This is a genomic window from Aminobacter sp. SR38 (assembly GCF_014843375.1).
In the GTDB taxonomy this organism is placed as follows: Bacteria; Pseudomonadota; Alphaproteobacteria; order Rhizobiales; family Rhizobiaceae; genus Aminobacter; species Aminobacter ciceronei.
In genome coordinates, this window is the sequence record NZ_CP062113.1 from 509,877 (window position 1) to 532,390 (window position 22,514).

Here is a 22,514-nt window from a genome sequence, read left to right on the forward strand (position 1 = left end):
TTATTCTCCTGCCTGCACCGGCTTGGCCGCGCCAACGCCTGGGGCTGCGGTCACCGACCTGAATTCATGCGTCACCGTGTTGCGCTCGGCGATCAGCCACGAGCGACAGCCACCACCGTGGTACCAGTACTCGCGCATGTAGCCGGCGACGTTGTCGCGCAGATAGACGTAGTCGTAGAAGGCGTCCTCGACGCCCTCGGGGCTTTCGCCGCTATCGACTGCGAAGTTGGGCCGCTTGGGCGAAGCGTCGCCGAGATAGGTGAACTCGCCGTTCTCGCGTTCGCCGCAGAAAGGACATGCAATACGCATTCCGCCAGTCTCGCTTTCAGTGCAGGTTGGGTTGGGCGCCCTGGCCCTTTTCATCGATCATCGCGCCGCGGCGGAACCGGTCGAGCCGGAAGCGTGCCGCTTCCGGATGCGGTTCGTCGCGCGCCAAGAGGTGGGCGAAGACGAGGCCCGAAGCCGGCGTCGCCTTGAAGCCGCCATAGCACCAGCCGGCATTGAGGTAGAGGCCATCGATAGGCGTCTTGTCGATGATCGGCGTGCCGTCCATCGACATGTCCATGATGCCGCCCCACTGGCGCAGCATGCGGACGCGGCCGATCATTGGCATGACCGCCATGCCACCTTCGCAAACGTCTTCGATGACGGGCATGTTGCCGCGCTGGGCGTAGGAGTTGTAGCCGTCGAGGTCGCCGCCGAAGACAAGGCCGCCCTTGTCGGACTGGCTGATATAGAAGTGGCCGGCGCCGAAGGTGATGACACCTGGGATAAGCGGCTTGATCGCTTCGGAGACGAAGGCCTGCAGCACGTGGCTTTCGATCGGCAGCTTCATGCCGGCCATCGCCGCAACGCGGGAGGTGTTGCCGGCGACCGCCATGCCGACCTTGCCGGCGCTGATCTTGCCGCGCGACGTCTCGACGCCGGTGATCTTGCCGTTGTGGTCGCGCACGAAGCCGGTGACTTCGCAGTTCTGGATGATGTCGACGCCGCGCTGGTCGGCGGCGCGGGCGTAGCCCCAGACAACCGCGTCATGGCGGGCGGTGCCGCCGCGGCGCTGCATCAGGCCGCCCATGATCGGGAAGCGCGGGCTGTCATAATTGAGGAACGGCAGTTCCTTGCGGATCTGCACCGCGTCGAGCAGTTCGGCGTCGATGCCGTTGATCCGCATGGTGTTGCCGCGACGGGCGAAAGCATCGCGCTGGGCATCGGAGTGGTAGAGGTTGATGATGCCGCGCTGGGAAACCATCGCGTTGTAATTGAGATCCTGCTCCATGCGCTCCCACAGCTTCATCGACATCTCGTAGAAGCCGGTATTGCCGGGAAGACCGTAGTTGGAGCGGATGATGGTGGTGTTTCGGCCGGCATTGCCGGAGCCGATCCAGCCCTTTTCCAGCACCGCAACGTTGCGGATGCCGTATTCGTTGGCGAGGAAATACGCCGTCGCCAAACCATGGCCGCCACCGCCGATGATGATCACGTCGTAGTGGCTCTTGGGCGCCGGATCGCGCCAGGCCCGGGTCCAGCCCTTGTGGCCCGACAATGCAGCCTTGGCGAGTGAGAAGATCGAATATTTCATCGCATGTGTTCCGGCGAAATGTGAGGTGTATCCGAGGCCCGCGCCCGGCCTTCAAGACCGGGCGCGGTACCTGTTTGGGTGCCTCAGACGTCCAGCGTGTGGTCGCGTTCCCACTGGGTGAAGTGCGACGCGTAGGAGTTCCACTCCTGGTGCTTGAGCTTGATGTAGGCGGCGGAGAACTCCTCGCCCATCGCAGCCTTCAGCTCGCTGTCTTCGTCATAGGCGCGCAGTGCGTCGAGCAGGTTGAGCGGCAGCTTGGCACCGTGGGTGACGGTGTGGCCCTCGCGGTACATGTCGACATCGCTGCGCGGGCCGGGATCGGCCTTGGTGCGAATGCCGCTGAGGCCGGCGGCGATGATGATCGCCTGCATCAGGTACGGGTTGGCCGCGCCGTCGGGCAGACGCAGTTCGAAGCGGCCGGGGCCGGGCACACGCACCATGTGGGTGCGGTTGTTGCCGGTCCAGGTCACCGTGTTCGGCGCCCAGGTGGCACCGGAGACTGTGCGCGGTGCGTTGATGCGCTTGTAGGAGTTGACGGTCGGGTTGCAGATCGCGGCAAGTGCGGAGGCATGCTTCATGATGCCGCCGAGGAAGTAGCGGCCCTTTTCCGACAGGCCCAGTTCCATGTTCTTGTCGGCGAAGGCATTGGACTTGCCGGCAAGGTCCCACACCGAGATGTGGGCGTGACAGCCCGAGCCGGTCAGGCCCTGGAACGGCTTCGGCATGAAGGTTGCCCGCAGGCCGTGCTTTTCGGCGATCGAGCGAACCATGAACTTGAAGAAGGAGTGCTTGTCGGCGGTCTGCAGGACGTCGTCATACTCCCAGTTCATCTCGAACTGGCCGTTCGCGTCCTCATGGTCGTTCTGGTAGGGCTTCCAGCCGAGGTCGAGCATGGCATCGCAGATTTCGGCGATGACGTCGAAGCGGCGCATCACGGCCTGCTGGTCGTAGCAGGATTTTGCAGCCGTGTCGTACTCGTCGGCGATCTGGTTGCCGTCCGGCGTCGTCAGGAAGAATTCCGGCTCGACGCCGGTCTTGACGCGCATGCCTTCCTTGGCGGCTTCGGCGACAAGGCGCTTCAGCGTGTTGCGCGGTGCCTGGGCAACGCCCTTGCCTTCCATCAGGCAGTCCGATGCGAGCCAGGCCACTTCCGGCCGCCAGGGCAGCTGGATGACCGAGAGCGGATCCGGCACGGCAAGCATGTCGGGGTGCGCCGGCGTGAGGTCCAGCCAAGTCGCGAAGCCGGCAAAGCCGGCTCCGTCCTTCTGCATGTCCGAAATGGCCTGGGCCGGTACCAGCTTGGCGCGCTGGCCGCCGAACAGGTCCGTATACGAGACCATGAAGTATCTGATGTTGCGAGCCCTTGCGAACTCTTTGAGATCGGTCACCTCTGACTGATCGATTTTGGCTTCGAAGGCCGTACCCATGAATTGCTCCTCCCAATCCTCGTGGTTTTAAAAGGGACCCTTACCAGGTACCCAGCTTGTCCCCGCAAGCGGCACGCCAGCCATGGCGGCAGCTTCGATCGAAAGAGCGCAGAGATCTTCAGGCTCGAGATTGTGCAGGTGATTTTTGCCGCAGGCACGGGCGATCGTCTGTGCCTCAAGCGTCATGACCTTCAGATAATTCGCCAGACGGCGACCAGCCGCGATCGGATCGACGCGCTTCATCAGCTCGACGTCCTGCGTGGTGATGCCGGCCGGGTCCTTGCCCTCGTGCCAATCGTCGTAGGCACCGGCGGTGGTGCCAAGCTTCTGGTATTCATCCTCCCAACGCGGGTCGTTGTCGCCGAGTGCGATAAGTGCCGCGGTACCGACCGATACTGCATCGGCACCGAGCGCCAGCGCTTTGGCCACATCCGCACCATTGCGTATGCCACCGGAGACGATGAGCTGAACCTTGCGGTGCATGCCGAGATCCTGCAGCGCCTTCACTGCCGGGCGGATGCAGGCAAGCGTCGGCTGGCCGACATGCTCGATGAACACTTCCTGGGTTGCTGCCGTGCCGCCCTGCATGCCGTCGAGCACGACGACGTCGGCACCGGCCTTCACGGCAAGGGCCGTGTCATAATAGGGGCGTGCGCCACCGACCTTGACGTAGATCGGCTTTTCCCAGTCGGTGATCTCGCGGATTTCGAGGATCTTGATCTCGAGATCGTCCGGACCGGTCCAGTCGGGGTGGCGGCAGGCCGAGCGCTGGTCGATGCCCTTGGGCAGCGTGCGCATCTCGGCGACGCGGTCGGAAATCTTCTGACCCAGGAGCATGCCGCCGCCGCCTGGCTTTGCGCCCTGGCCGACAACGATTTCGATGGCGTCGGCGCGACGCAGGTCACGCGGGTTCATGCCGTAGCGCGACGGCAGGTATTGGTAGACGAGCTGCTTGGAGTGGCCGCGCTCTTCCTCGGTCATGCCGCCGTCGCCGGTCGTGGTCGAGGTGCCGGAGAGCGTTGCGCCACGGCCCAGCGCTTCCTTGGCCGGGCCCGACAGCGAGCCGAAGCTCATGCCGGCAACCGTGATCGGGATCTTCAGCTCGATCGGCTTCTTGGCGAAACGCGTGCCCAGAACGACCGTGGTGTCGCACTTTTCACGGTAGCCTTCGAGCGGATAGCGCGAGATCGAGGCGCCGAGGAACAGAAGGTCGTCGAAATGCGGGACCTTGCGCTTGGCGCCGGAGCCGCGGATGTCATAGATGCCCGTCGCTGCGGCGCGACGGATTTCGGACATCGCGTATTCATCGAACGTGGCCGACTTGCGTGGCGTCGTCGGAGGATTGTGATAGCTCATAGTGTTCCTCAGTAAGCGTCGGCGTTGTCGATGTTGAAGTTGTAGAGCGTGCGCGCCGAACCGTAGCGCGAGAACTCTTCCGGCTTGACGTCGGTGATGCCGGCGCGATCAAGCAGGTCCTTCAGGATGGCAATGTGCTCGGGGCGCATTTCCTTCTTGATGCAGTCGGCGCCGAGGCTCTTCACCGAGCCGCGCACGAACAGGCGGGCTTCGTAGATCGAGTCGCCCAGCGCATCGCCGGCATCGCCGAGGACGACGAGGTTGCCCGATTGCGCCATGAAGGCCGACATGTGGCCGATATTGCCACGGACAACGATGTTGATGCCCTTCATCGAGATGCCGCAGCGCGACGAGGCGTTGCCTTCGATGACGAGCAGGCCGCCGCGGCCGGTGGCGCCGGCGTACTGGCTGGCGTCGCCCTTCACGATGATCGTGCCCGACATCATGTTTTCACCGACGCCGGGGCCGGCCGAACCATGCACGGTAATCGTGCTGTTCTGGTTCATGCCGCCGCAATAGTAGCCAACGGAACCCTGCACATCGATCGAGATCGCGTGTTCGGCGCCGACGGCAACGGCGTGGCTGCCCTTGGGGTTGAGAACCTCCCAGTTCGATTCACCGGCGGCATCCTTCACATTGTGAAGAGCTTGGTTGAACTCGCGCAAAGTGATCTTGGACAGATCGAAGGTCTTCGGCGCGTAGTTGGCCTGGTGCAGAGGCGCGGTCGCAAGATTTGTTGAATGCATAATCTCAGTGCTCCCAGAAATAGACGGTGGACGGCTCGGGCTCCCAGACCTTGGCGTCTTCGATGCCTGGCAAATTGGCGAGGGCGCGATACTCGGAGCCGAAGGCGACGTACTGGTCGGTTTCGGCCATGACGGCGGGCTTGCAGGAGATCGGGTCGCGGACGACGCCGAAGCCGTTCTTGGTGCCGACGACGAAGGTGAAGAAGCCGTCGAGGTCGTTCAGGCTGCTCTCCAGCGCCTCACCGAGGTTCTGGCCGTGCGCGATCTTCGAGGACAGATAGGCTGCGGCAACTTCGGTGTCGTTTTCCGTCTCGAAGCGCATGCCGTCGCGGATCAGTTCGCGGCGCAGGTTGTTGTGGTTCGACAGCGAGCCGTTGTGCACCAGGCACTGATCGGGGCCGGTCGAGAAGGGGTGCGCGCCGAGCGTGGTGACGGCGGATTCGGTGGCCATGCGGGTATGGCCGATGCCGTGGCTGCCGCTCATCTTGGTGACGTCGAAGCGCTTCACGACTTCGACCGGCAGGCCGACTTCCTTGTAGATTTCGATCGCTTCGCCGGCGCCCATGACACGGACGCTGGGGCGCAGTTCGGCAAGTGCTGCACGGGCTTCGGCGACCTTTTCGGTCGGCACGTCGAGCACGGCATGGGTCGACTTGATCGTCGACGAAACCTTGGCGCCGATCTTCTTGCCGAGCTCGGCGTCCAGACCCTTGAAGTCCACGTCCGGATTGGCCGACTGGATGGTGACCTTGGCATGACCCTTGGTGCCGCCGCCGTAGATGGCGATGCCCGCGCTATCGGGGCCACGATCGGTCATGGTTACGAGCATTTCGGACAGCAATGCGCCCAATTGGGGCTCCAGCGACTTGTCCTTCAAAAAGAGTCCTACAATTCCGCACATCCCGGTTTCCTCACCTGATTGGCTGCCTGTGACAAAAGCTAGCAGGTTCCGGATGCCAATTCAACTGTGATGAATTTTTTATTCCTGTAGAAAAACAAAGAGCGGCAGACAAATGGCGTTGCCGCCAACGCTGACCGACCCGGGCGGGGCACTCCGCCTCAACCTTGCTGCGAGTCGTGAGGGAGGCGTAGATTGCCAGTGAGCCCGCAGCACTGTGCGCTGGATCAGGAGACAGGATGGGACCATTGCCGCCATTGGCCTTGAGGCTGGCCCATGTTGCCGTGGCTGCATCGGCCGGCGGCGTCAACCTGCGGCGGGTGTTGTGTAAAGCCGCGACCGTTATGATGCACCGAGGCCGCTCGACATGGCTCGTCTGCGCGAACTTGTATTCGAAAGCCACACTGCTTTCCTCTGCGGTCGCAGCGGCCGCGAAATACGACTTCGTCGAATAGTTCCCCAGCTACGAGATGGTGACGCTCTCAGCACCTGCAGATATTTAGGAGAGCGATGGCATCCATGTAAAGCCGGCGATTAGTGAGAAGGTCCTGAACCGATTTACCGAGGCCTACGTCAATTGACGAGCGCCTTATTGCAGGTTTGGCATCAGACGCCCGTCTAGCTCTAGCAGATTCCGTCGAGCGAGCGTCTGGTAGTATCCACTGGTGGGTGTTCAAGTTTGTGATGCACGCCGTTTTTGGTAAGAAAGGCGGCATAGCGATCATACAGCCGCGTGTATCGCGTTTCGAAAGCGTCAAAATCGGCCGACATGAACAAGTCATTTACGTCAAAACGGTCGATCTGATCGACCCGTCGGTGCGGGATCCGCATAAGTTCGGCCATTTCGGTCGTTCTAGAGTCATGAGTAACGACAAATGCCGGCACGCCGTTCGTCAAAGAGATCAGATTCCCGTGAAACCGCGAGCCAATCGAAGCATCGACAGTCTTTATATATGCGTCCCATGAATTCAGATCGAAAAACGTTCTGAACCTTGTGCGGATATGGGCCGCATATTCTTGCGGGCTCAACCCGAGATCAAACCGCTTGACGAGCACCCCCAGAGTCGCAAGGTCGTCAGTTGTCGGGTCAGCGTTGTGCTGAACCGTCATCTCAGGGGTTTCATTTTGGAGTACGTAGTTGAAACCCTTCTCCAAGGAGAGCCGCAACAGGGCGCTTTCCACCATCTTAGCGGCTTCGACCGAAACCGAGTGCTGCACCACGTTGCTCGATCCGTTCAAGGATAGCTTCAAGTCGCTAGCGACATGGCTGCGTTTGACCTTCAACTCACGCTTCAGCGTTCGATACAGACTGGGACAACCGAGCGGTTCCACGTTTTTGTAGCCAAGGTCATTCAAAACCTGCGCAGTGAAGTCACCGCGAACGCCGATAACTTTGCTGCGGTCCGCGACAAGCTGAAGCAGATGCATGGTTCCTGCAGGGATACCCTCTATCCGCGCGCTATCGACCGTCGGTGCCTGCGCCCCCAACCCAACCATCATGCAAGGCAGCGTGGTCGCTTCGACGAAATCGGCAAGGTAGCCAAAGTCGAAATTCTTGAACAAGAAATTTGCCGCAGGTATCAAGATCATGTCGAAGCGTTCTGAGGCTTCCTTTGGGTTGATCCCGTGACCGAAATGAAAATCCGAAACAGAAATCTCCTCCCGCAAAGACTGCCCTATAAGAAGATTGCCTGTATTATGTCCAAAATATTGGAATTTTTCCCGCCACGATAGCGAGGTATCAGAATGCGGAGCAATCGGCGCTCCGAGAAAAAGAACCTTCATTCAACAGTTCCTACGACTCAACCCAACTACCGGCAGCTGCCGCCCACCATCGGCGTGTTAGAGCATGCGATTGGCCCCTTGGAAACCCTTTGCGATTTCATCCGGTCTAAGTCAAAGGGGCAACGTCACGCCAAACCAGACTTAAGTAAGCGTCCGCTAGTAGCGGCACTTGGCTACCCATAGTAGCCAAGTGCCGTCCTCCGTCGCAAATTTGCCCGGATTTACTCGATCGACATTACTCTCCAGCTGGCTTCACTCGATTCCCGACGCGAGCAGCAGTGGAAGGTTTGCGAATGACATAAAGATCCTGGTGTTCCCACCAGCCTGCGGGCTCGTAGGTTAGGTACTCGGCGCCGGGCAATAGCGCGATATTCGTGTCTACAAATTCCTTTGATGTGATCGTCTGGCCGTATCTCGTGGCATCGGGACCGCCGTGGCCGACATTCTGGTCAAACCAGTAGCCAGTGCCATCCAGCGTCGCCTGCGGGAAATACTGCATACTCGTCGTGCCGTGGGTCGTGAAAAGGAAGATGCCCCCCGGTTGGAGTCCGGCATAAAGCCGCTGGAGCCATCGCCCCCAAGTCGAGCGCGGCATGTGCGAAAAGAAAGAAAGCGCAAAGACGACGTCGTATTCAGTCGGTAGCGAAAGCTCCTCGGGTACGTCTGTCGACGGTACCGACCTGACGCCCAATACGTTAGTGAGGAAGTCATTCGCGTGGACGTCAGAACTGTGCAGGGTGTGTGGCGCCAGCGCTGCCGTTGCATGCCGGGTCACGGCTCCATAACCCGCCGCAAACTCAAGAATAGTCAGCAGCTCTGCACCGCCCGTCCATTCATCGATGATCTTCCGCACCTTGGCGGCGGAACGCGCACCGTCATTGAAATAGTAGCCGATTGCCTCGTCCTTTGTCGGAAACCCCGGATGGTCGTAGACAAAGCGAAAGCTAAGATCTTCCTTGTGCACGTCTGGCAACACCCCGTGGGGATGGGATGCGTTTACGCACATGGCGTGGACCTCAGCCGGCCACCCGTCATCGGCATTGAGAGTTGCTGTTTCCCCCTCTCCCTGCGAAGCCATTCCGAACGGCTTTGTCGCTAGGTACACCTCGGTAAAATCGCCGATAATGCCGCGGCCGTGATCGTGGAAGCGCACTACCTCCACATCCATCCCCGACCATTTGTGAATCAGTTCCGCGAGATCGTAGCCGTAATGGAAGGTTACCAGCGAGTTAGCGTCACTGACGGGGTCGCCGTGATACTCGGGTTCGCCGTAGTGCTCCACAGAGCCGTCTGGTCTGTACAGCGCACGCCGCTCGCTCGTTGCTCGCTCCTTGTACGTCGGCACGGTGAAGAGGTAGACGCCCCCGGGCTTGAGAGTCCGCGCGATTTCGCGCAGCACCTCTGCCGGTTGGTTAACATGCTCCATGACGTCCAGGGTGACGACCAAGTCAAAGCTCTCGTCGGGGAAAGTCTGAAGTTCCAGATTTTCGTTGCGGTAGCCAGCAATCTGCTTGCCGAGCAGCCTGCCCGGAAAGTACTGCGAGGCTACGTAGCCGGCGCAGTCACGCTTCAACTTAGGTGAGATCCCGCCGATACTGGGTGAGGGTTCGTGGATTGCAAGCGTGCGCCAATGCGGAAAGTGGCGCGTCAATACCAGCGCCAAGGCCCGCTCCCTTGGAATAGACCCGCATTGCGAACAACGCAGGTGATCGCGATACCAGTCATACTGCGCCGCGAACTTAGTAGTCGCCTCGCAAATCGAGCAATAACCGACGCGGCTGTAGGGAGAGTGTTGGTTCATCGGACCATTTTCGGAGCGTTGTTGTGCGTCATGGCGGACGCGGTATGAGGGGGAGGGAATCGAGGTTTTCGACATCGCCTTATGAGACGACAACTGCCGTTGAGGCGCGTCTGTCGCGGAAATCTCGTTTCGCTTGATGGATGTCGGACCACGTTGCTCCAACAACGGCCACAGGTTCGTCCAGCTTCGCTTTCTCAAATCTGTTCATGCAGCGCCCTTTGCCCTGCCAGGAGTATCCGATAACTCCGGGTTCAAGCCAAAGCGGGGATGCTTGCTTGTTGCCAGCCCGAACTGCTCGTAGAGCCGCTGTGCGTAGCGGTCTGAAGCGACTTTGGCCGACGCGCCGAGCTGGAACCGTCGGATGGTCTCGCGCTGTACCTGCACGATCTCGCGTAGCTGCCCAAGGTTAAAATTGCCCACAGTGATGCTTTGCTGGTGACGCCGGTGCGAATTGCGCGACTTGGGCGAAAAGGCAAGTGCGCCTTTTTCAAGCAGACGCAGATAAGCCACCCAGTCGCCCGCGTGCCGGAACGATGCGATCTCCTCGCCATGCGAGGCGAGCATCGCCTGCAGCGCATCCCGCCGGAACAGCACCGCGCTGACATTCGGTATGGTATTCTTGACGTGGAGGGACCGTTCTATCTCCTCGCGGCCCTCGGCAACGTAGGGCTTGGTCCAGCGATCGACGTCGATGTCGGCGACATAGTCGAGGTAGTCCTCGCTCAGAATCTTGCCTCCGCCGTCCATCTGACGCGACTGGCAGTAGCTCATGACCACATCGGTCCGCGCAAATGCCGGCAGCAGTTCGCAGAGGAACTCCGGATCGGCGAGATCATCGGCCTCAGCGATCCAGACGAAATCGCCACGCGCCATCTCAACACCTCGCTGCCACTGGCGAAACACAGAGCCGGAATTCTCCGAGTTGACGACCAGCGTCGACGGGATCGGGCAATCAGCAAGGAACTCGCCGATAACTTCGACGCTGGCATCGCTCGAGGCGTCGTCGAGCACGATCAGTTCGTATGGAACCACCGTCTGTGCTGCAATCGAGGCAAGGCGGTTCTTGATATAGCGGGCGTAGTTGTAATTCGGGACCACGACCGAGACCCGCGGCAGCGGGCTACCCGCGAATGCCATCAGGTCATTCAGGTAGTGGCGGAAGCTAAATTCGCGCTCGACTATGGCTCGGCCGTTGCGCCCGAGCTCTGCCGCGCGCATAGGCCCGTTGAGCAGTTCAGCGATGCCCGCAGCCATCGCGTCAGTATTAAAGGGCGGAACGAGCTGGCCGCAACCACGTATGAGCAGGTCGGTGAAGCCGCCAGCACCGTCGAAGGCCACCACTGGTACCTCGACATCGAGCGCCTCAAGTACAACTGAGGGGAATGGGTCCTCACGCGACGTCAGCGCGTAGACGTCGGCGGCGGCATAATATTCCTGCGGCTTTTCGACCAGTCCGGCGAAGGCGAATCGGTTGGCCAGGCCCGCAGCCCGGATTCGCTTCATCTGCGTGTCCATGAGTTGGCGCTCCACGTTGCCAACCCAGACAGCGCATGCCCGTCGGTCACTCGCGAACAGGGCTATGCAGGCGTCGATGAAGAGATCGAAACCCTTTCGGTGATCGCCGTAGCCGACGCCGAGTACGATAGAAGCGTCGGGAGCAAAGTTGAGCTTCTCACGCACCGTGCGGCGGGCTGTGTCCACATGATCTGATCTGCGGAACGGAGTACGCTGGTACAATCCCTGCGGTCGGATCACTGCCTGCTCAACGGACTTGCCGACGAACCTCTCGAAGCCGTCCTGCACCTGACGGGCGGCAAAGACCACTTTGTCCGCATGCCCGGCGATAGCGCGAGCATGGTTCATTAGCTCGTAGCTGTTCAGGATCCCTGGCAATTCATGCACCAGCGAAACCGTGCGGAATCCCGCATGCTTAAGCAGTGGAACCAGCAGGCCCGAAACGGTTGTATTGGCAATTGCGACTTCCGCGCCATTCTCGCGCAATCGCTCTAGTCGCCTGACCACTTCCACTTCGGACTGACTGTTCAGATCGATGCGATGAACCGTGGCCACCTCCGCAAAGCGAGGCAGCAATGGACCTTCTCCGAGCACGATCATGTCTGTGTCGAAACCCAGCTCGCCGAAGGTGCGGGCCATGTGCAAGGCAAGGTACTGCGCCCCATGTGGATGCGCGTCGTGTGATACCACCACCATCCGCTGCCTGCCGGAAGGGTTGGGCTTTGGACCTTCCAACGCGTCACGCGTGGCCTGCAACCAGGCGTAGCCATAACGGGCGTCGGGCTCGAGATGAGCTCCTTCCGCCCACTCGTTCCAGGCATTTACGAAGATCAGCCGTTGGTCCGGGTTAGTGAAACGCTTTTTGGTGTCGTCGATGGCATCGGCCAACCATCCGCGATAGAGCGCGGGCGTGTTGTTGATGAAAGCCGTGCCGGCGTTCTTGCGCCGTGCCGTGTTATCCCAGCCGGGGCAGACAGTTCGGTACAACGAATAGCCAGGGCGGCTGTAGGATCCGCTGCGCTCCTTGAAAATACGCCAATCGTAGACCTTCATCGAGAATTCTGCATGCAGCGGCGTAACCGCTTGCGTCACGTCCGGTGGCTGCGATCGATTTGGCGGGAATTCGATCGCCGCGTCAAAGCCATATACGCTTGGGTCCACCTGCTCGAAGGACTGTGTGTATGCCAGGTGGATATCGCCTATGCCATTCTCGACACACCATTTGCGCCAACGTTGCGCGGTTTGTTTTGCAGATGGTAGCTCGCTCGGACGGTAGACCAAGAGCAGAGGCTTGCCATCGACACGAATGTACCGTGGATCACGCAGATATGGTGCCGCCTCGGCGATGAAGGCAATATCATCCTCTGGCGAGTGCTTCTGGTCGATGAGAATTTCCGCGTCCAGTCCGTCCCAGCGACGCGTCCAGTTTTCGTTCGCCCAACAAAGGCAGAATGGCAGATCCAGGCTCTTGTCGTTCAGCCAGTTCTCGACTGGCTTCTCCAGCAGCCTCTTGCCGCCGAACCAATAGAAATAGAAGCAGAACCCCTCAACGCCATAAAGTTTCGCCAATTCGATCTGTCTGCGCTGCACAGCCGGATTGAGGAGATTGTAATAGCCGAGCTCCCCCGGCACGTGGGGCTGATAATGACCTTTGAACTGAGGCACCGCAGCGCGTACGTTTGTCCACTCGGTAAAGCCCTTTCCCCACCACTGGTCGTTTTCAGGAATGGCGTGAAACTGCGGGAGGTAAAAGGCGATGACGCGCGCGGGCTTTGTCATAAGGGCAGCGACCGTCGTCAACGGTACGGGGACGACGGGCGCATCGTCCAACTCAACCAACGCGTTAGGTCGCCTGCCTTCGGCGCGTCCCTTCGAGATGTAGTGAACAAAGGGGTTCACCCCACGTGCCACGACATCCGGATGGTTCTCAAGATAATAGGAAGTCGAAAAAGTTGGTGTCGGATCGCGTCCTTCCCTCCAGCCGGTCCGAAGATAGTGCAGGAAGGGATCGACGCCAGCAGCTGCGATGTCAGGGTTCTGAAGAAGATAATAGGCGGCGTCGAATTCCCGCTTTGCCCGCCAGCGTCGCCAGAACTCTTTCAGCCTCCGCGGCAACGAACGTCGCCGGCGCCTGGCGGGTTGCACGACGGTTGCGACCGGGTGCGGATCCTGCACTTCGACCTTTTCAACGTCTGCGTGCGTGTCACCGGCGCGCCATTGCTCCAGCGCTGCGCGTAATCCTCTCGCCTGTCTCTCAGCCCTGTCCAACTGAGATCTCAACGTGGCGATTGCGCCTTCCGAGGTGCTGATACGCTTGTTCAGCTCGTCAATTGTACTGTGCAGGTTGCCGAGATAGGCGCCGCTAAACAAGAGGCTATTGGCGACGTCAGGCAATTCCCCCGTCGAAGCAATTGCCACGAAATAGTGGGGCGAAGGCACGCCAGAATGGTGTGCGTAGGCCAACCCGTCTGGACTGTCGAATCCTTCAAGCGGCGAGCGCGCACGCGCTTCCGCCATGATGACCGAGCCATCGATGGAACGCTGTTCCAACAGCACAACATTTGCAAACTGCGACTGCAGCGCCGTACGGAACTCCTCGCGGTCAAGTTCGCGCGCGTGGAACGGATTGGCGTGCTGGTTCTCCTCGGAATATACTGGACGGTTCGGAGACGAAATGATCAGCAAGCCGCCAGGGCGCAAGACGCGCGCGACTTCGGCGAGAAACCGTTCGTGATCGGCAAAGTGCTCGATGGTCTCGAAGCTTGTGACGACGTCGACACTCTCGGCTGGCAGCGGAATGGCGGTTGCGTCGCCGATTTCGAACCTCAGGTGAGATGAGGCATACTGTCCCTGCGCATAACGGATTGTTTCGTCATCGATGTCGACTCCGACCACCGAACTCGCAATTTGCGCAAGAAGGTGGCAGCCATAGCCTTCGCCGCATGCAATATCGAGCACGCTACGGTCACGGCAATATGGGGCCGCGAAAAGATAGCGATGGTAGTGCTCATGTTGGATTGGGCCCGCCAGGCCGGTAACGTAGCGCTCACCAGTGAAATCAATCTTCTTTTCTGGATTTGGGAACGTGAATCGGCCAAGCGTATTGCGACCGGTGCTGTCAATATCGTCCATAGGCAACTCTCGCTGGCTAGCCATTCACATTCCCGCGGCAAAGCCAAATATGCGGCGTTTGGCTGACACCATTGCTCTCAAGCAACGTCGTCTCTCTGTCCTCGATCAAGAATCGTCCCGAATATCGAGAGGTCGACTGCGCATGCCAGACGCCGGCAGCCATGTAAAGCTCTCAGAACTGAACAAAGAACGGCGACCTTCAACGCCCAGGGTTGCTCAAGAGCCAATTCTCACAACTAAAAGTACATCGGGAAAACGGGCGAGACCTAGAGAACGATAATGCAATTGCGATGGCCAGTGCCAGTGATCAACACTGATTGGTCGCCGCCTCAAACGCCTCAGCCACGACCACCTGCAGCCAGAATCCCGCAGCGATTTGCCGCCCGGAAAATGGGGGCATCCGTAAATTCATGGCTGTGAACGGAGCGAAGGCCATCCTGGGCGAGCTGACCTCAGTCCCCGCCGCGGCCGCGCGGATAAGAAATAATCGACAGATACTTGATCGGCAGATGGGTCAGCTCCTCCGGGCCGTGCGGCGCATCGGCATCAAAGAACAGGCTGTCGCCCGGCGTCATGCGGTAGAGATTGTTGCTGTGGCGATAAACGACCTCGCCTTCCAGCATGTAGAGGAACTCCATGCCGTCATGCTGGAAGGTCGGGAAGACATCGGAATCTTCCGACAAGGTGATGAGATAGGGCTCGACCGTCACGCCCGATGTGTCGGAACCGATATGGCCGAGCAGCGTATACTGGTGCCCGGCACGCGTGCCGCGGCGTTCGACGTCGACGCCCTCGCCCGATTTGACGAACACGGCGTTGCGCTCCTCCTCGAAGCGGCGGAAGAAGGCCGTTACCGGCACGCCGAGCGCTCGCGACAATGCCTGCAGCGTTGTCAGTGACGGCGAGGTGATGCCGTTTTCGATCTTCGACAGCATGCCGAGGGAAATGTCGGTGGCCGAGGCAAGGTCGGCGACGGTGATGCCGAGCTTCTTGCGGAAGGCCCGCACCTCGTGGCCGATCGCCACTTCAAGCACTTTTTCGCGCGTGTCGCGGACGGCGTGCGGATCCTGGTGCAGCGGCGGCGAGACGTGAGACAGCGCGGACTTTGCGGCACCGGCTGAAACCGCAGCCGACATGGCCTTGCCATTCTTCTTCGAATGCCCGTTCTTTTCCGCTGCCTTGTCCTTGCTCATATGCCGCCGCCTGTCTCTGCTCGCTGAATCTATTTCACCGAGAGTAAACATTTTCGGCGGCGCGTTCAACAGATTCTGACAAACGCAGCAATGCGGTCAACAGGCCAGCGACTGGCCGAGCGCAGACTGGACAGGTTCCGAAGAGCGCAGTCGCGGCTACTGCATCAGCAGTATTTGCAGGTCGGCGACATTGGTGCCGGTGGCGCCGGTCATCAGCAGGTCGCCCGACGATGCCAGCGCATGATAGGAATCGTTGTTCTGCAGATGCGCCACCGGGTTGCAGCCGAGCTTGCGCATCCAGGTGGTCGAGCCGGCGTCGACGATGGCGCCAGCGGCATCCGTGGGGCCATCGCGGCCATCGGTGCCACCGCTCAGGAAAACCCAGGGGCGCTTGATCGAGGTCCACTCATTGAGCAATGCGAAACGCAGCGCCAGTTCCTGGTTGCGTCCGCCCTTGCCGTTGCCGGCGACGCGAACCGTCGGCTCGCCTCCGGCGACGATCGCGACGGGACCGCGCTGGCTGGCGGCGAACACCGCCATGCGGTGCAAGGTCTTGGCGACATCCGAGACGTCGCCGCTCAGCCAGTCATCCGCCTTGACGACGACCGGATAATTGGCCTCGGCGCTGTGCATCACCCTTTGCAGGCTAATGCCATTGCTGCCGATGACGATGTTCTCGACATGGTCGAAGCTGGTCGCGACCTCGTCGCGTTCTACGAGCAGGTCGAGATGCGCCTTGAGCGCCGGCGACAGCGTCCTGACCAGACCATAACGGTCGAGAATGGCGATGGCCTCGGCCTGTGTCGCCGAAGGCCGCGCGGTCGGACCGCTGGCGACAGTGCCGACATCATCACCGGGCACGTCGGACAGGATGAGCGACAACACTTTGGCCCGCGACGCGAGTTGGGCGAGGCGTCCGCCCTTGAGCCGCGAAAACAGCTGCCTGACGGCGTTGATTTCGCTGATGTCGGCGCCGCAGCGGATCAGCGTGTCGTTGAGCGCGATCTTGTCGGCGAGCGCAATACCGGCGGCAGGAGCGCAGGTGAGCGCTGAACCGCCGCCGCTGACCAGCACCAGCACCAGGTCGCCCGGTTCGGCCGACAGGGCTGCGCGCTCTATGGCCTCGGCACCCCTGATGCTGCCTTCGTTGGGCAAGGGATGACCGCCTGATATCACTTCGACGCCTTCGATCTCCGTCAGGTTCTCGAAATTGGTCACAGCAACAGCGGCAACAAGCTTGTCGCCGATGAACGGCAAGGCCGCGCGCGCCATCGGGCACGCCGCCTTGCCGAAGGCGATCAGGATGACACGCCTTGCCGCGGCGATCTCATCGGTTCTCGTTTCAAGCGTGGAAGTGACCGCCTGCTCGGGATCGGACGCCGCGATACCTTCGCGAAACAGGGCGGTTGCCTGCGCGCGAAGCTTGACCAGTGCCGAGACCGAGCAGTCGAGATACATCACACCACCTTGTCGGGTAAGGCGCGGCCCTCGAAGAAGGCGGTCAGATTGTCCACCGCCTTCATGCCCATGGCCACGCGGGTTTCCTCGGTGGCGCTGCCCAGATGCGGCAACAGCACCACATTTTCCATGCGCATCAGGGCGCCGGGCACGTCAGGCTCGCCGTCATAGACATCGAGGCCGGCGCCGGCGATGGTGCCGCTGTCGAGTGCCGCAACGAGTGCCTTCTGGTCGACCACGTCGCCGCGCGCCGTGTTGATCAGGAACGCGCCGCGCTTCATCGCAGCGAGACGCTCGGCATTGATAAGGTGCCGGTTCTCGGCACCGCCGGGGCAATGCAACGACACGAAGTCGGACGCTGCCAACACCTCTTCGATGCTTGCCAGCTGCCGCGCGCCCATGGCGCGGGTTTCCTCGTCGTCGACCTTCGAGCGATTGTAGAAGACGACATCCATGTCGAAGCCGAAATGCGCGCGCTTGGCCATGGCCTTGCCGATACGGCCCATGCCGATGATACCGATCGTCTTGCCAGTGACCTTGGCGCCGATCATGTGGGTCGGGCACCAGCCCGCCCACTGGCCGGCGCGAACCTGGCGCTCCCCCTCACCTGCACGGCGGGCGACCGAAAGCAGCAGGCTCATGCCGATGTCGGCGGTGCAGTCGGTGAGCACGCCAGGCGTGTTGGTCACCACGATGCCACGGGCGCGAGCGGCGTCCGTGTCGATATGGCTGAAGCCGACGCCGAAATTGGCAAGGATCCTGGTGCGGATGTCGGCATCGGGGAAGACCGACGCCGGCAGCTTGTCGCTGACGGTCGGCAGGATCGCGTCAAAGTTCAGGAACGCCGCCTTGAGCTCGGTCGGGCCAAGCGGCGCATCGCCCTGATTGAAGGTCGTGTCGAAGCGCTCCGCCAGGATCTGCTCGACTGCCGCAGGCCAGCGGCGGGTGACGATAACGCGAGGTTTCATTTCCATTCCTTGGTCATGCTTGGAGCGCCACGAATCCCGGTCGGATGCGCACGACGCACTTTAGCAGTTCGAAACGACACATCATGCGATGGATCATCGATAATCGGCCGGTGCACCAGACGGACCGAGGGGAGCCGGTCGGCGCCGGCTCCCCAGAAGGCCGGGTCAGGCGGCCTTCTTCTGCTGCTCGAGCACGCTGGCGACGGTCGGGCCGAAGGCGGCCGGGGTCGGCACGATGGTCACACCGGCTTCGCGCAGGATCTCGACCTTCTCCTGGGCGGACTCGCCGAAGGCCGAAATGATGGCGCCGGCATGGCCCATGCGCTTGCCCTTCGGTGCCGAAAGGCCGGCAATGTAGGCGATAAGCGGCTTGCGCATGTTGTGCCTGGCCCATTCCGCAGCCTCGGCTTCCTGTGGACCGCCGATCTCGCCGATCATCACCACGGCATCCGTGTCCGGATCGTCTTCGAACAGCTTGAGGATGTCCTTGAAGGACGAGCCGTTGATCGGGTCGCCGCCGATGCCGACAGAAGTCGAAACACCGATGCCCAGCGCCTTCATCTGCGATGCGGCTTCATAGCCGAGCGTGCCCGAGCGGCCGACGATGCCGACCCGGCCCGGCAGGTAGATGTTGCCGGGCATGATGCCCATCAGCGCCTGGCCCGGCGTGATGACGCCGGCACAATTGGGCCCAACGAGGCGCATGCGGTCTTCGTAGCGGAAGCGGCGCATGTAGCGCTTCACCCGCATCATATCCTGCGAGGGGATGCCGTCGGTGATGCAGACGCAGAGCTTCAGGCCGGCCTCGGCCGCTTCCATGATCGAATCGGCCGCGAAGGGCGGCGGCACGAAGACGATGGAGGCTTCGGCGCCGGTCTCGCGAACGGCACCGCGGACGGTGTTGAACACCGGAATGCCCTGGTGGACCTGCCCACCCTTGCCCGGAGTGACGCCGCCGACAACGTTGGTGCCGTAGCGCTTCATGTCGTCGGCATGGAACGAGCCGATCTTGCCGGTCAGACCCTGGACGATGACACGCGTCCGGCGATTCAAGAGAACTGCCATTTCGACCTCCCTTAGTTCTTTTTTGATTTCGCGTAGGCGCGCATCGCTTCGACCGATTTCTCGGCTGCCTCGGCGAGCGTATCGGCGACGATCACCTTTTCGCCCGACTCGGCGAGAATGCGCCGGCCCTCTTCGACATTGGTTCCGGCGAGCCGCACGACCAGCGGCACGTTGACGCCGACCTCGCGGATTGCCTTGATGACACCCTCGGCCACCCAGTCGCAGCGGTTGATGCCGGCGAAGATGTTGACGAGGATGGTCTCGATGTTCTTGTCGGCCAGAACGGCGCGGAATGCCTTGGCGACTCGCTCGGGCGACGCGCCACCGCCGATGTCGAGGAAGTTGGCAGGCTCGCCGCCGGCGATCTTGATCATGTCCATCGTCGCCATGGCGAGGCCGGCACCATTGATGATGCAGCCGATGTTGCCTTCGAGGCCGACATAAGACAGGCCACGGTCGCTGGCGAAGGTTTCGCGCGGATCTTCCTGTGACTTGTCACGCAGCTCCGAAATCTCGGCGCGGCGGAACAGCGCGTTTTCGTCGAAGGACATCTTGGCGTCGAGCGCGATCAGATTGCCGTCCTTGGTGATGACGAGCGGGTTGATCTCCAGCATCGAGGCGTCGAAGTCGCGGAAGACTCGGTAGCAGCCGAGCAGCGTATCGACGGCCTTGCCGATCAGGCTGTTGTCGAGGCCGAGACCGAAGGCGATCTCGCGGGCCTGGAACTGCTGCATGCCGGCGCCCGGATCGACGATGGCGCGGATGATCGAGTCGGGCTGCTTTTCGGCGATCTCCTCGATCTCCATGCCGCCGGAGGCGGAGGCCACGATCATGACGCGCTCCGACTTGCGGTCGAGCACGATGCCAAGATAGAGCTCCTGGCGGATGTCGACGGTTTCCTCGACATAGAGGCGCGACACCAGCTTGCCTTTGGGGCCGGTCTGATGCGTCACCAGCTTGCGGCCGAGCATGGATTCGGCGGCCTCGGAGACCTCGTTGTCAGTGGTGCAGATACGGATGCCGCCGGCCTTGCCGCGGGCACCGGAATGGATCTGTGCCTTAACCACCCATTTGCCGCCGCCGATCTCGCTGGCGCGATAGGTCGCCTGCTCCGGGCTGTAGGCCAGGCCGCCGCGCGGGATCTGCACCGAGTAGCGGGCGAGCAGTTCCTTGGCCTGATATTCATGAATATCCATGTCGAACTCCTCCTCAGTTTGGCAGGCTGTTGCGCGACCGCGCCGACTGCTCGATTGCGTCGTGCATGACCAGGACGTTGCGGGCCATACGTTCGGATGCGGCGTCAATCATCTTGCCGTCGAGAGCTGCGGCACCCTTGCCCTGCTCCTCGGCTTCCTTGAGCACTTCGATGATGCGGCGGGCGCGGGTGACTTCCTTCTCCGGCGGCGAGAACACGGCGTTGGCCAACTCGATCTGCGAGGGATGGATTGCCCACTTGCCCTCGATGCCGAGGGCTGCCGCACGCTTGGCGGCGGCGATGTAGGCCTCCGGATCGGAGAAGTCGCCGAACGGGCCGTCGATTGGGCGCAGGCCGTAGGCGCGGCAGGCAACCGTCATCCGCGACAGGGCGGCGTGCCACTGATCGCCGGGGTAATCGGGGTTGAGGCCACCGATGCTGACCGTGCGCGCCTTGCAGCTGGCGGCATAGTCGGCAACGCCGAAATGCATCGCCTCGAGCCGGCCGCCATAGGCAGCAATGGCCTCGACATTGGCCATGCCAAGTGCTGTCTCGATCAGCGCTTCCAGGCCGACGCGGGTCTTGAAGCCTTTGGCCATCTCGATCTGGGTGACCATGGCGTCGACCGTATAGAGGTCGGCGGGCACGCCGACCTTGGGCACCAGGATGGTGTCGAGCTTGTCACCTGCCTGTTCCATCACGTCGACCACGTCGCGGTACATGTAATGGGTATCGAGGCCGTTGATGCGGACCGAAATGGTCTTGCCTTTGGCGCGCCAGTCGATTTCGTTCAGCGCCTGGATGATGTTCTTGCGCGCCCGCTCCTTGTCAGGCGGCGCCACCGCATCCTCGATGTCGAGGAAGATGTAGTCGGCTTCGCCGTCGGCGGCCTTGCGGATCATCTCCGGATTGGAGCCCGGAACGGCGAGCTCCGAGCGTTGCAGGCGCAGCTTGCGGAGGTGGTGGAGTGTATGGCTCATGCGATCCTCCCTCAGGCTGCCTTGGCGACGGCCGGCTGAGCCGACAGGCGATAGTGTTCGAGTGCGGCACCGACGCCAGAGCCCGGCTGAACCTTGACGCCGCAGTCGCGCAGCGACATCTCGGCGGCCGAGATCGCACCGCACATCATCACTTCGTTGACCCAGCCGAGATGGCCGATGCGGAACACCTTGCCGGCGACCTTGTTGAGGCCGACGCCGAGCGAGGTCTGGTAGCCGTTATAGGCGCGGCGGACGATGTCGGCGCTGTCGATGCCTTCCGGAACCACGATCGCGCTGACCGTGTCGGAATTCCACTTCGCTTCCTTGGCGCAGACGCGCAGGCCCCAAGCGTCGACCGCCTTGCGCACGCCGGTCGCCAGCCGGTGATGACGTTCGAAGATGTTGTCGAGCCCTTCTTCCTGGATCAGGTCGAGGGCAGCGCGCAGGCCGCGCAGCAGTTGGACGGCCGGCGTGTAGGGGAAGTAGCCGGTGTCGTTGGCGCGAATCTGGTCCTCGAACGAGAAGTAGCAGCGGCTGAATTTTGCAGTCTTGGCAGCGTTGAGGGCCTTCTGGCTGACCGACAGGAAGCCGAGCCCGGGCGGCAGCATGAAGCCCTTTTGCGAGCCGGACACTGCGCAGTCGACACCCCACTCTTCCTGGCGGAAGTCGATCGAGCCGACCGACGACACTCCGTCGACGAACAGCAGCGCCGGGTGCTTGGCGGCGTTGAGGGCGGCACGCACGGCGCCGACATCGCTGGTCACGCCGGTTGCGGTTTCATTGTGGGTGACGAAGACCGCCTTGATGCGGTGCTCCTTGTCGGCTGCCAGGCGTTCGGCATAGATCTCGACGGGAACGCCCGTGCCCCATTCGACATCGACGACGTCGACATCGAGGCCGAAGCGCTCGGCCATGTCGACCCACAGATGCGAGAACTGGCCGAAGCGCGACATCAGCACGCGATCACCGGGGCTCAGCGTGTTGGTGATGGCGGACTCCCAGGCGCCGGTGCCCGAGGACGGGAAGATGAAGGCGCGGCCGGTCTCGTTGCGGAAGACCTTCATCAGATCGGTGAACAGACCGCGCGTGAAGGTCGGATAATCCGGCGCCCGCATGTCCTCCATCGGCATGTTCATCGCCTGCCGGACACTCTCCGGAACGTTGGTCGGTCCTGGAACGAAAAGCTGATTGAAGCCGGCCATGAAAAGTCCTCCCGAATATTGTTGCGGCGTGGCGCCTGTCTGTGGCTTTCGGGAGGATGATCGGTTTTGCACCGCCGGCTCACAACACCTGCCGGGATAGATTCGCGGACCTTTGGGCGTTGGACCGGGCCTACTCTTTCAGATGTGCCGACCCCCTGTCGGATAGGGTGAAACCTACCCGGCCACCGCATGCATGGCGCCAGTTCCGCTCACG

The 22,514-nt window shown here is 61.5% G+C and carries 17 protein-coding genes; 1 reads left to right on the plus strand and 16 read right to left on the minus strand.

Annotated elements, in window-relative coordinates; all coding sequences use genetic code 11:
* The 6 genes from IG197_RS30195 to IG197_RS30220 form a co-directional block, all read right to left on the minus strand.
* Entirely contained in the window at positions 1-309 is a 309-nt protein-coding gene (locus IG197_RS30195; protein ID WP_067967931.1) for a sarcosine oxidase subunit delta, read from the minus strand.
* A gap of 16 nt (positions 310-325) precedes the next feature.
* Complete coding sequence (locus IG197_RS30200; protein ID WP_192320275.1) at positions 326-1,579, minus strand: sarcosine oxidase subunit beta family protein; 1,254 nt, start codon at positions 1,577-1,579, stop codon at positions 326-328.
* Positions 1,580-1,662: 83 nt separating this feature from the next.
* The gene (gene glnT, locus IG197_RS30205; RefSeq protein ID WP_067967923.1) at positions 1,663-3,006 is read right to left on the minus strand and encodes a type III glutamate--ammonia ligase; all 1,344 of its coding nucleotides are present in this window, start codon (positions 3,004-3,006) and stop codon (positions 1,663-1,665) included.
* A 27-nt stretch (positions 3,007-3,033) separates the two neighbouring features.
* Positions 3,034-4,362 carry an FMN-binding glutamate synthase family protein gene (locus tag IG197_RS30210; protein ID WP_067967920.1) on the minus strand — a complete coding sequence of 443 codons (1,329 nt, stop codon included), beginning with the start codon at positions 4,360-4,362 and terminating at the stop codon, positions 3,034-3,036.
* Positions 4,363-4,370: 8 nt separating this feature from the next.
* Entirely contained in the window at positions 4,371-5,108 is a 738-nt protein-coding gene (locus IG197_RS30215; protein WP_067967917.1) for a GXGXG domain-containing protein, read from the minus strand.
* Positions 5,109-5,112: 4 nt separating this feature from the next.
* Positions 5,113-6,009, minus strand: coding sequence for a glutamine amidotransferase family protein (locus IG197_RS30220; protein WP_154384345.1), 897 nt, complete (start codon positions 6,007-6,009; stop codon positions 5,113-5,115).
* A 236-nt stretch (positions 6,010-6,245) separates the two neighbouring features.
* On the opposite strand from IG197_RS30220, the gene IG197_RS30225 reads away from it, so the two are divergent.
* Complete coding sequence (locus IG197_RS30225) at positions 6,246-6,461, plus strand: hypothetical protein (protein WP_192320710.1); 216 nt, start codon at positions 6,246-6,248, stop codon at positions 6,459-6,461.
* Positions 6,462-6,630: 169 nt separating this feature from the next.
* Here the strand turns inward: IG197_RS30225 and IG197_RS30230 are convergent, their stop codons facing one another.
* The 10 genes from IG197_RS30230 to IG197_RS30275 all read right to left on the minus strand — a co-directional run bounded on the left by IG197_RS30230 (position 6,631) and on the right by IG197_RS30275 (position 22,300).
* Positions 6,631-7,791 (minus strand): polysaccharide pyruvyl transferase family protein, encoded by a 1,161-nt coding sequence (locus IG197_RS30230; RefSeq protein ID WP_192320277.1) that lies wholly within the window; start codon positions 7,789-7,791, stop codon positions 6,631-6,633.
* Positions 7,792-8,026: 235 nt separating this feature from the next.
* Positions 8,027-9,454: a methyltransferase domain-containing protein gene (locus IG197_RS30235; protein ID WP_246765451.1), complete on the minus strand. Its 1,428-nt coding sequence runs from the start codon at positions 9,452-9,454 to the stop codon at positions 8,027-8,029.
* Between the two features lie 342 nt (positions 9,455-9,796).
* Positions 9,797-14,239 (minus strand): glycoside hydrolase family 99-like domain-containing protein, encoded by a 4,443-nt coding sequence (locus IG197_RS30240; protein WP_192320281.1) that lies wholly within the window; start codon positions 14,237-14,239, stop codon positions 9,797-9,799.
* A 452-nt stretch (positions 14,240-14,691) separates the two neighbouring features.
* The gene (locus IG197_RS30245; RefSeq protein WP_154384337.1) at positions 14,692-15,432 is read right to left on the minus strand and encodes an XRE family transcriptional regulator; all 741 of its coding nucleotides are present in this window, start codon (positions 15,430-15,432) and stop codon (positions 14,692-14,694) included.
* A gap of 156 nt (positions 15,433-15,588) precedes the next feature.
* Positions 15,589-16,890, minus strand: coding sequence for a glycerate kinase (locus IG197_RS30250; protein WP_192320283.1), 1,302 nt, complete (start codon positions 16,888-16,890; stop codon positions 15,589-15,591).
* Positions 16,890-17,864, minus strand: a complete 975-nt coding sequence (locus IG197_RS30255; RefSeq protein WP_192320285.1) for a D-glycerate dehydrogenase — start codon at positions 17,862-17,864, stop codon at positions 16,890-16,892. The genes IG197_RS30250 and IG197_RS30255 overlap by 1 nt, the downstream gene beginning before the upstream one ends.
* A 159-nt stretch (positions 17,865-18,023) precedes the next feature.
* Entirely contained in the window at positions 18,024-18,923 is a 900-nt protein-coding gene (gene sucD, locus IG197_RS30260; RefSeq protein ID WP_067967870.1) for a succinate--CoA ligase subunit alpha, read from the minus strand.
* A gap of 11 nt (positions 18,924-18,934) precedes the next feature.
* The gene (locus IG197_RS30265; protein WP_154384334.1) at positions 18,935-20,119 is read right to left on the minus strand and encodes a malate--CoA ligase subunit beta; all 1,185 of its coding nucleotides are present in this window, start codon (positions 20,117-20,119) and stop codon (positions 18,935-18,937) included.
* Between the two features lie 13 nt (positions 20,120-20,132).
* Positions 20,133-21,098, minus strand: a complete 966-nt coding sequence (locus tag IG197_RS30270; protein WP_067967863.1) for a CoA ester lyase — start codon at positions 21,096-21,098, stop codon at positions 20,133-20,135.
* Positions 21,099-21,109: 11 nt separating this feature from the next.
* Positions 21,110-22,300 (minus strand): aminotransferase class V-fold PLP-dependent enzyme, encoded by a 1,191-nt coding sequence (locus tag IG197_RS30275; protein ID WP_067967860.1) that lies wholly within the window; start codon positions 22,298-22,300, stop codon positions 21,110-21,112.
* Between the last annotated feature and the right edge of the window lie 214 nt (positions 22,301-22,514).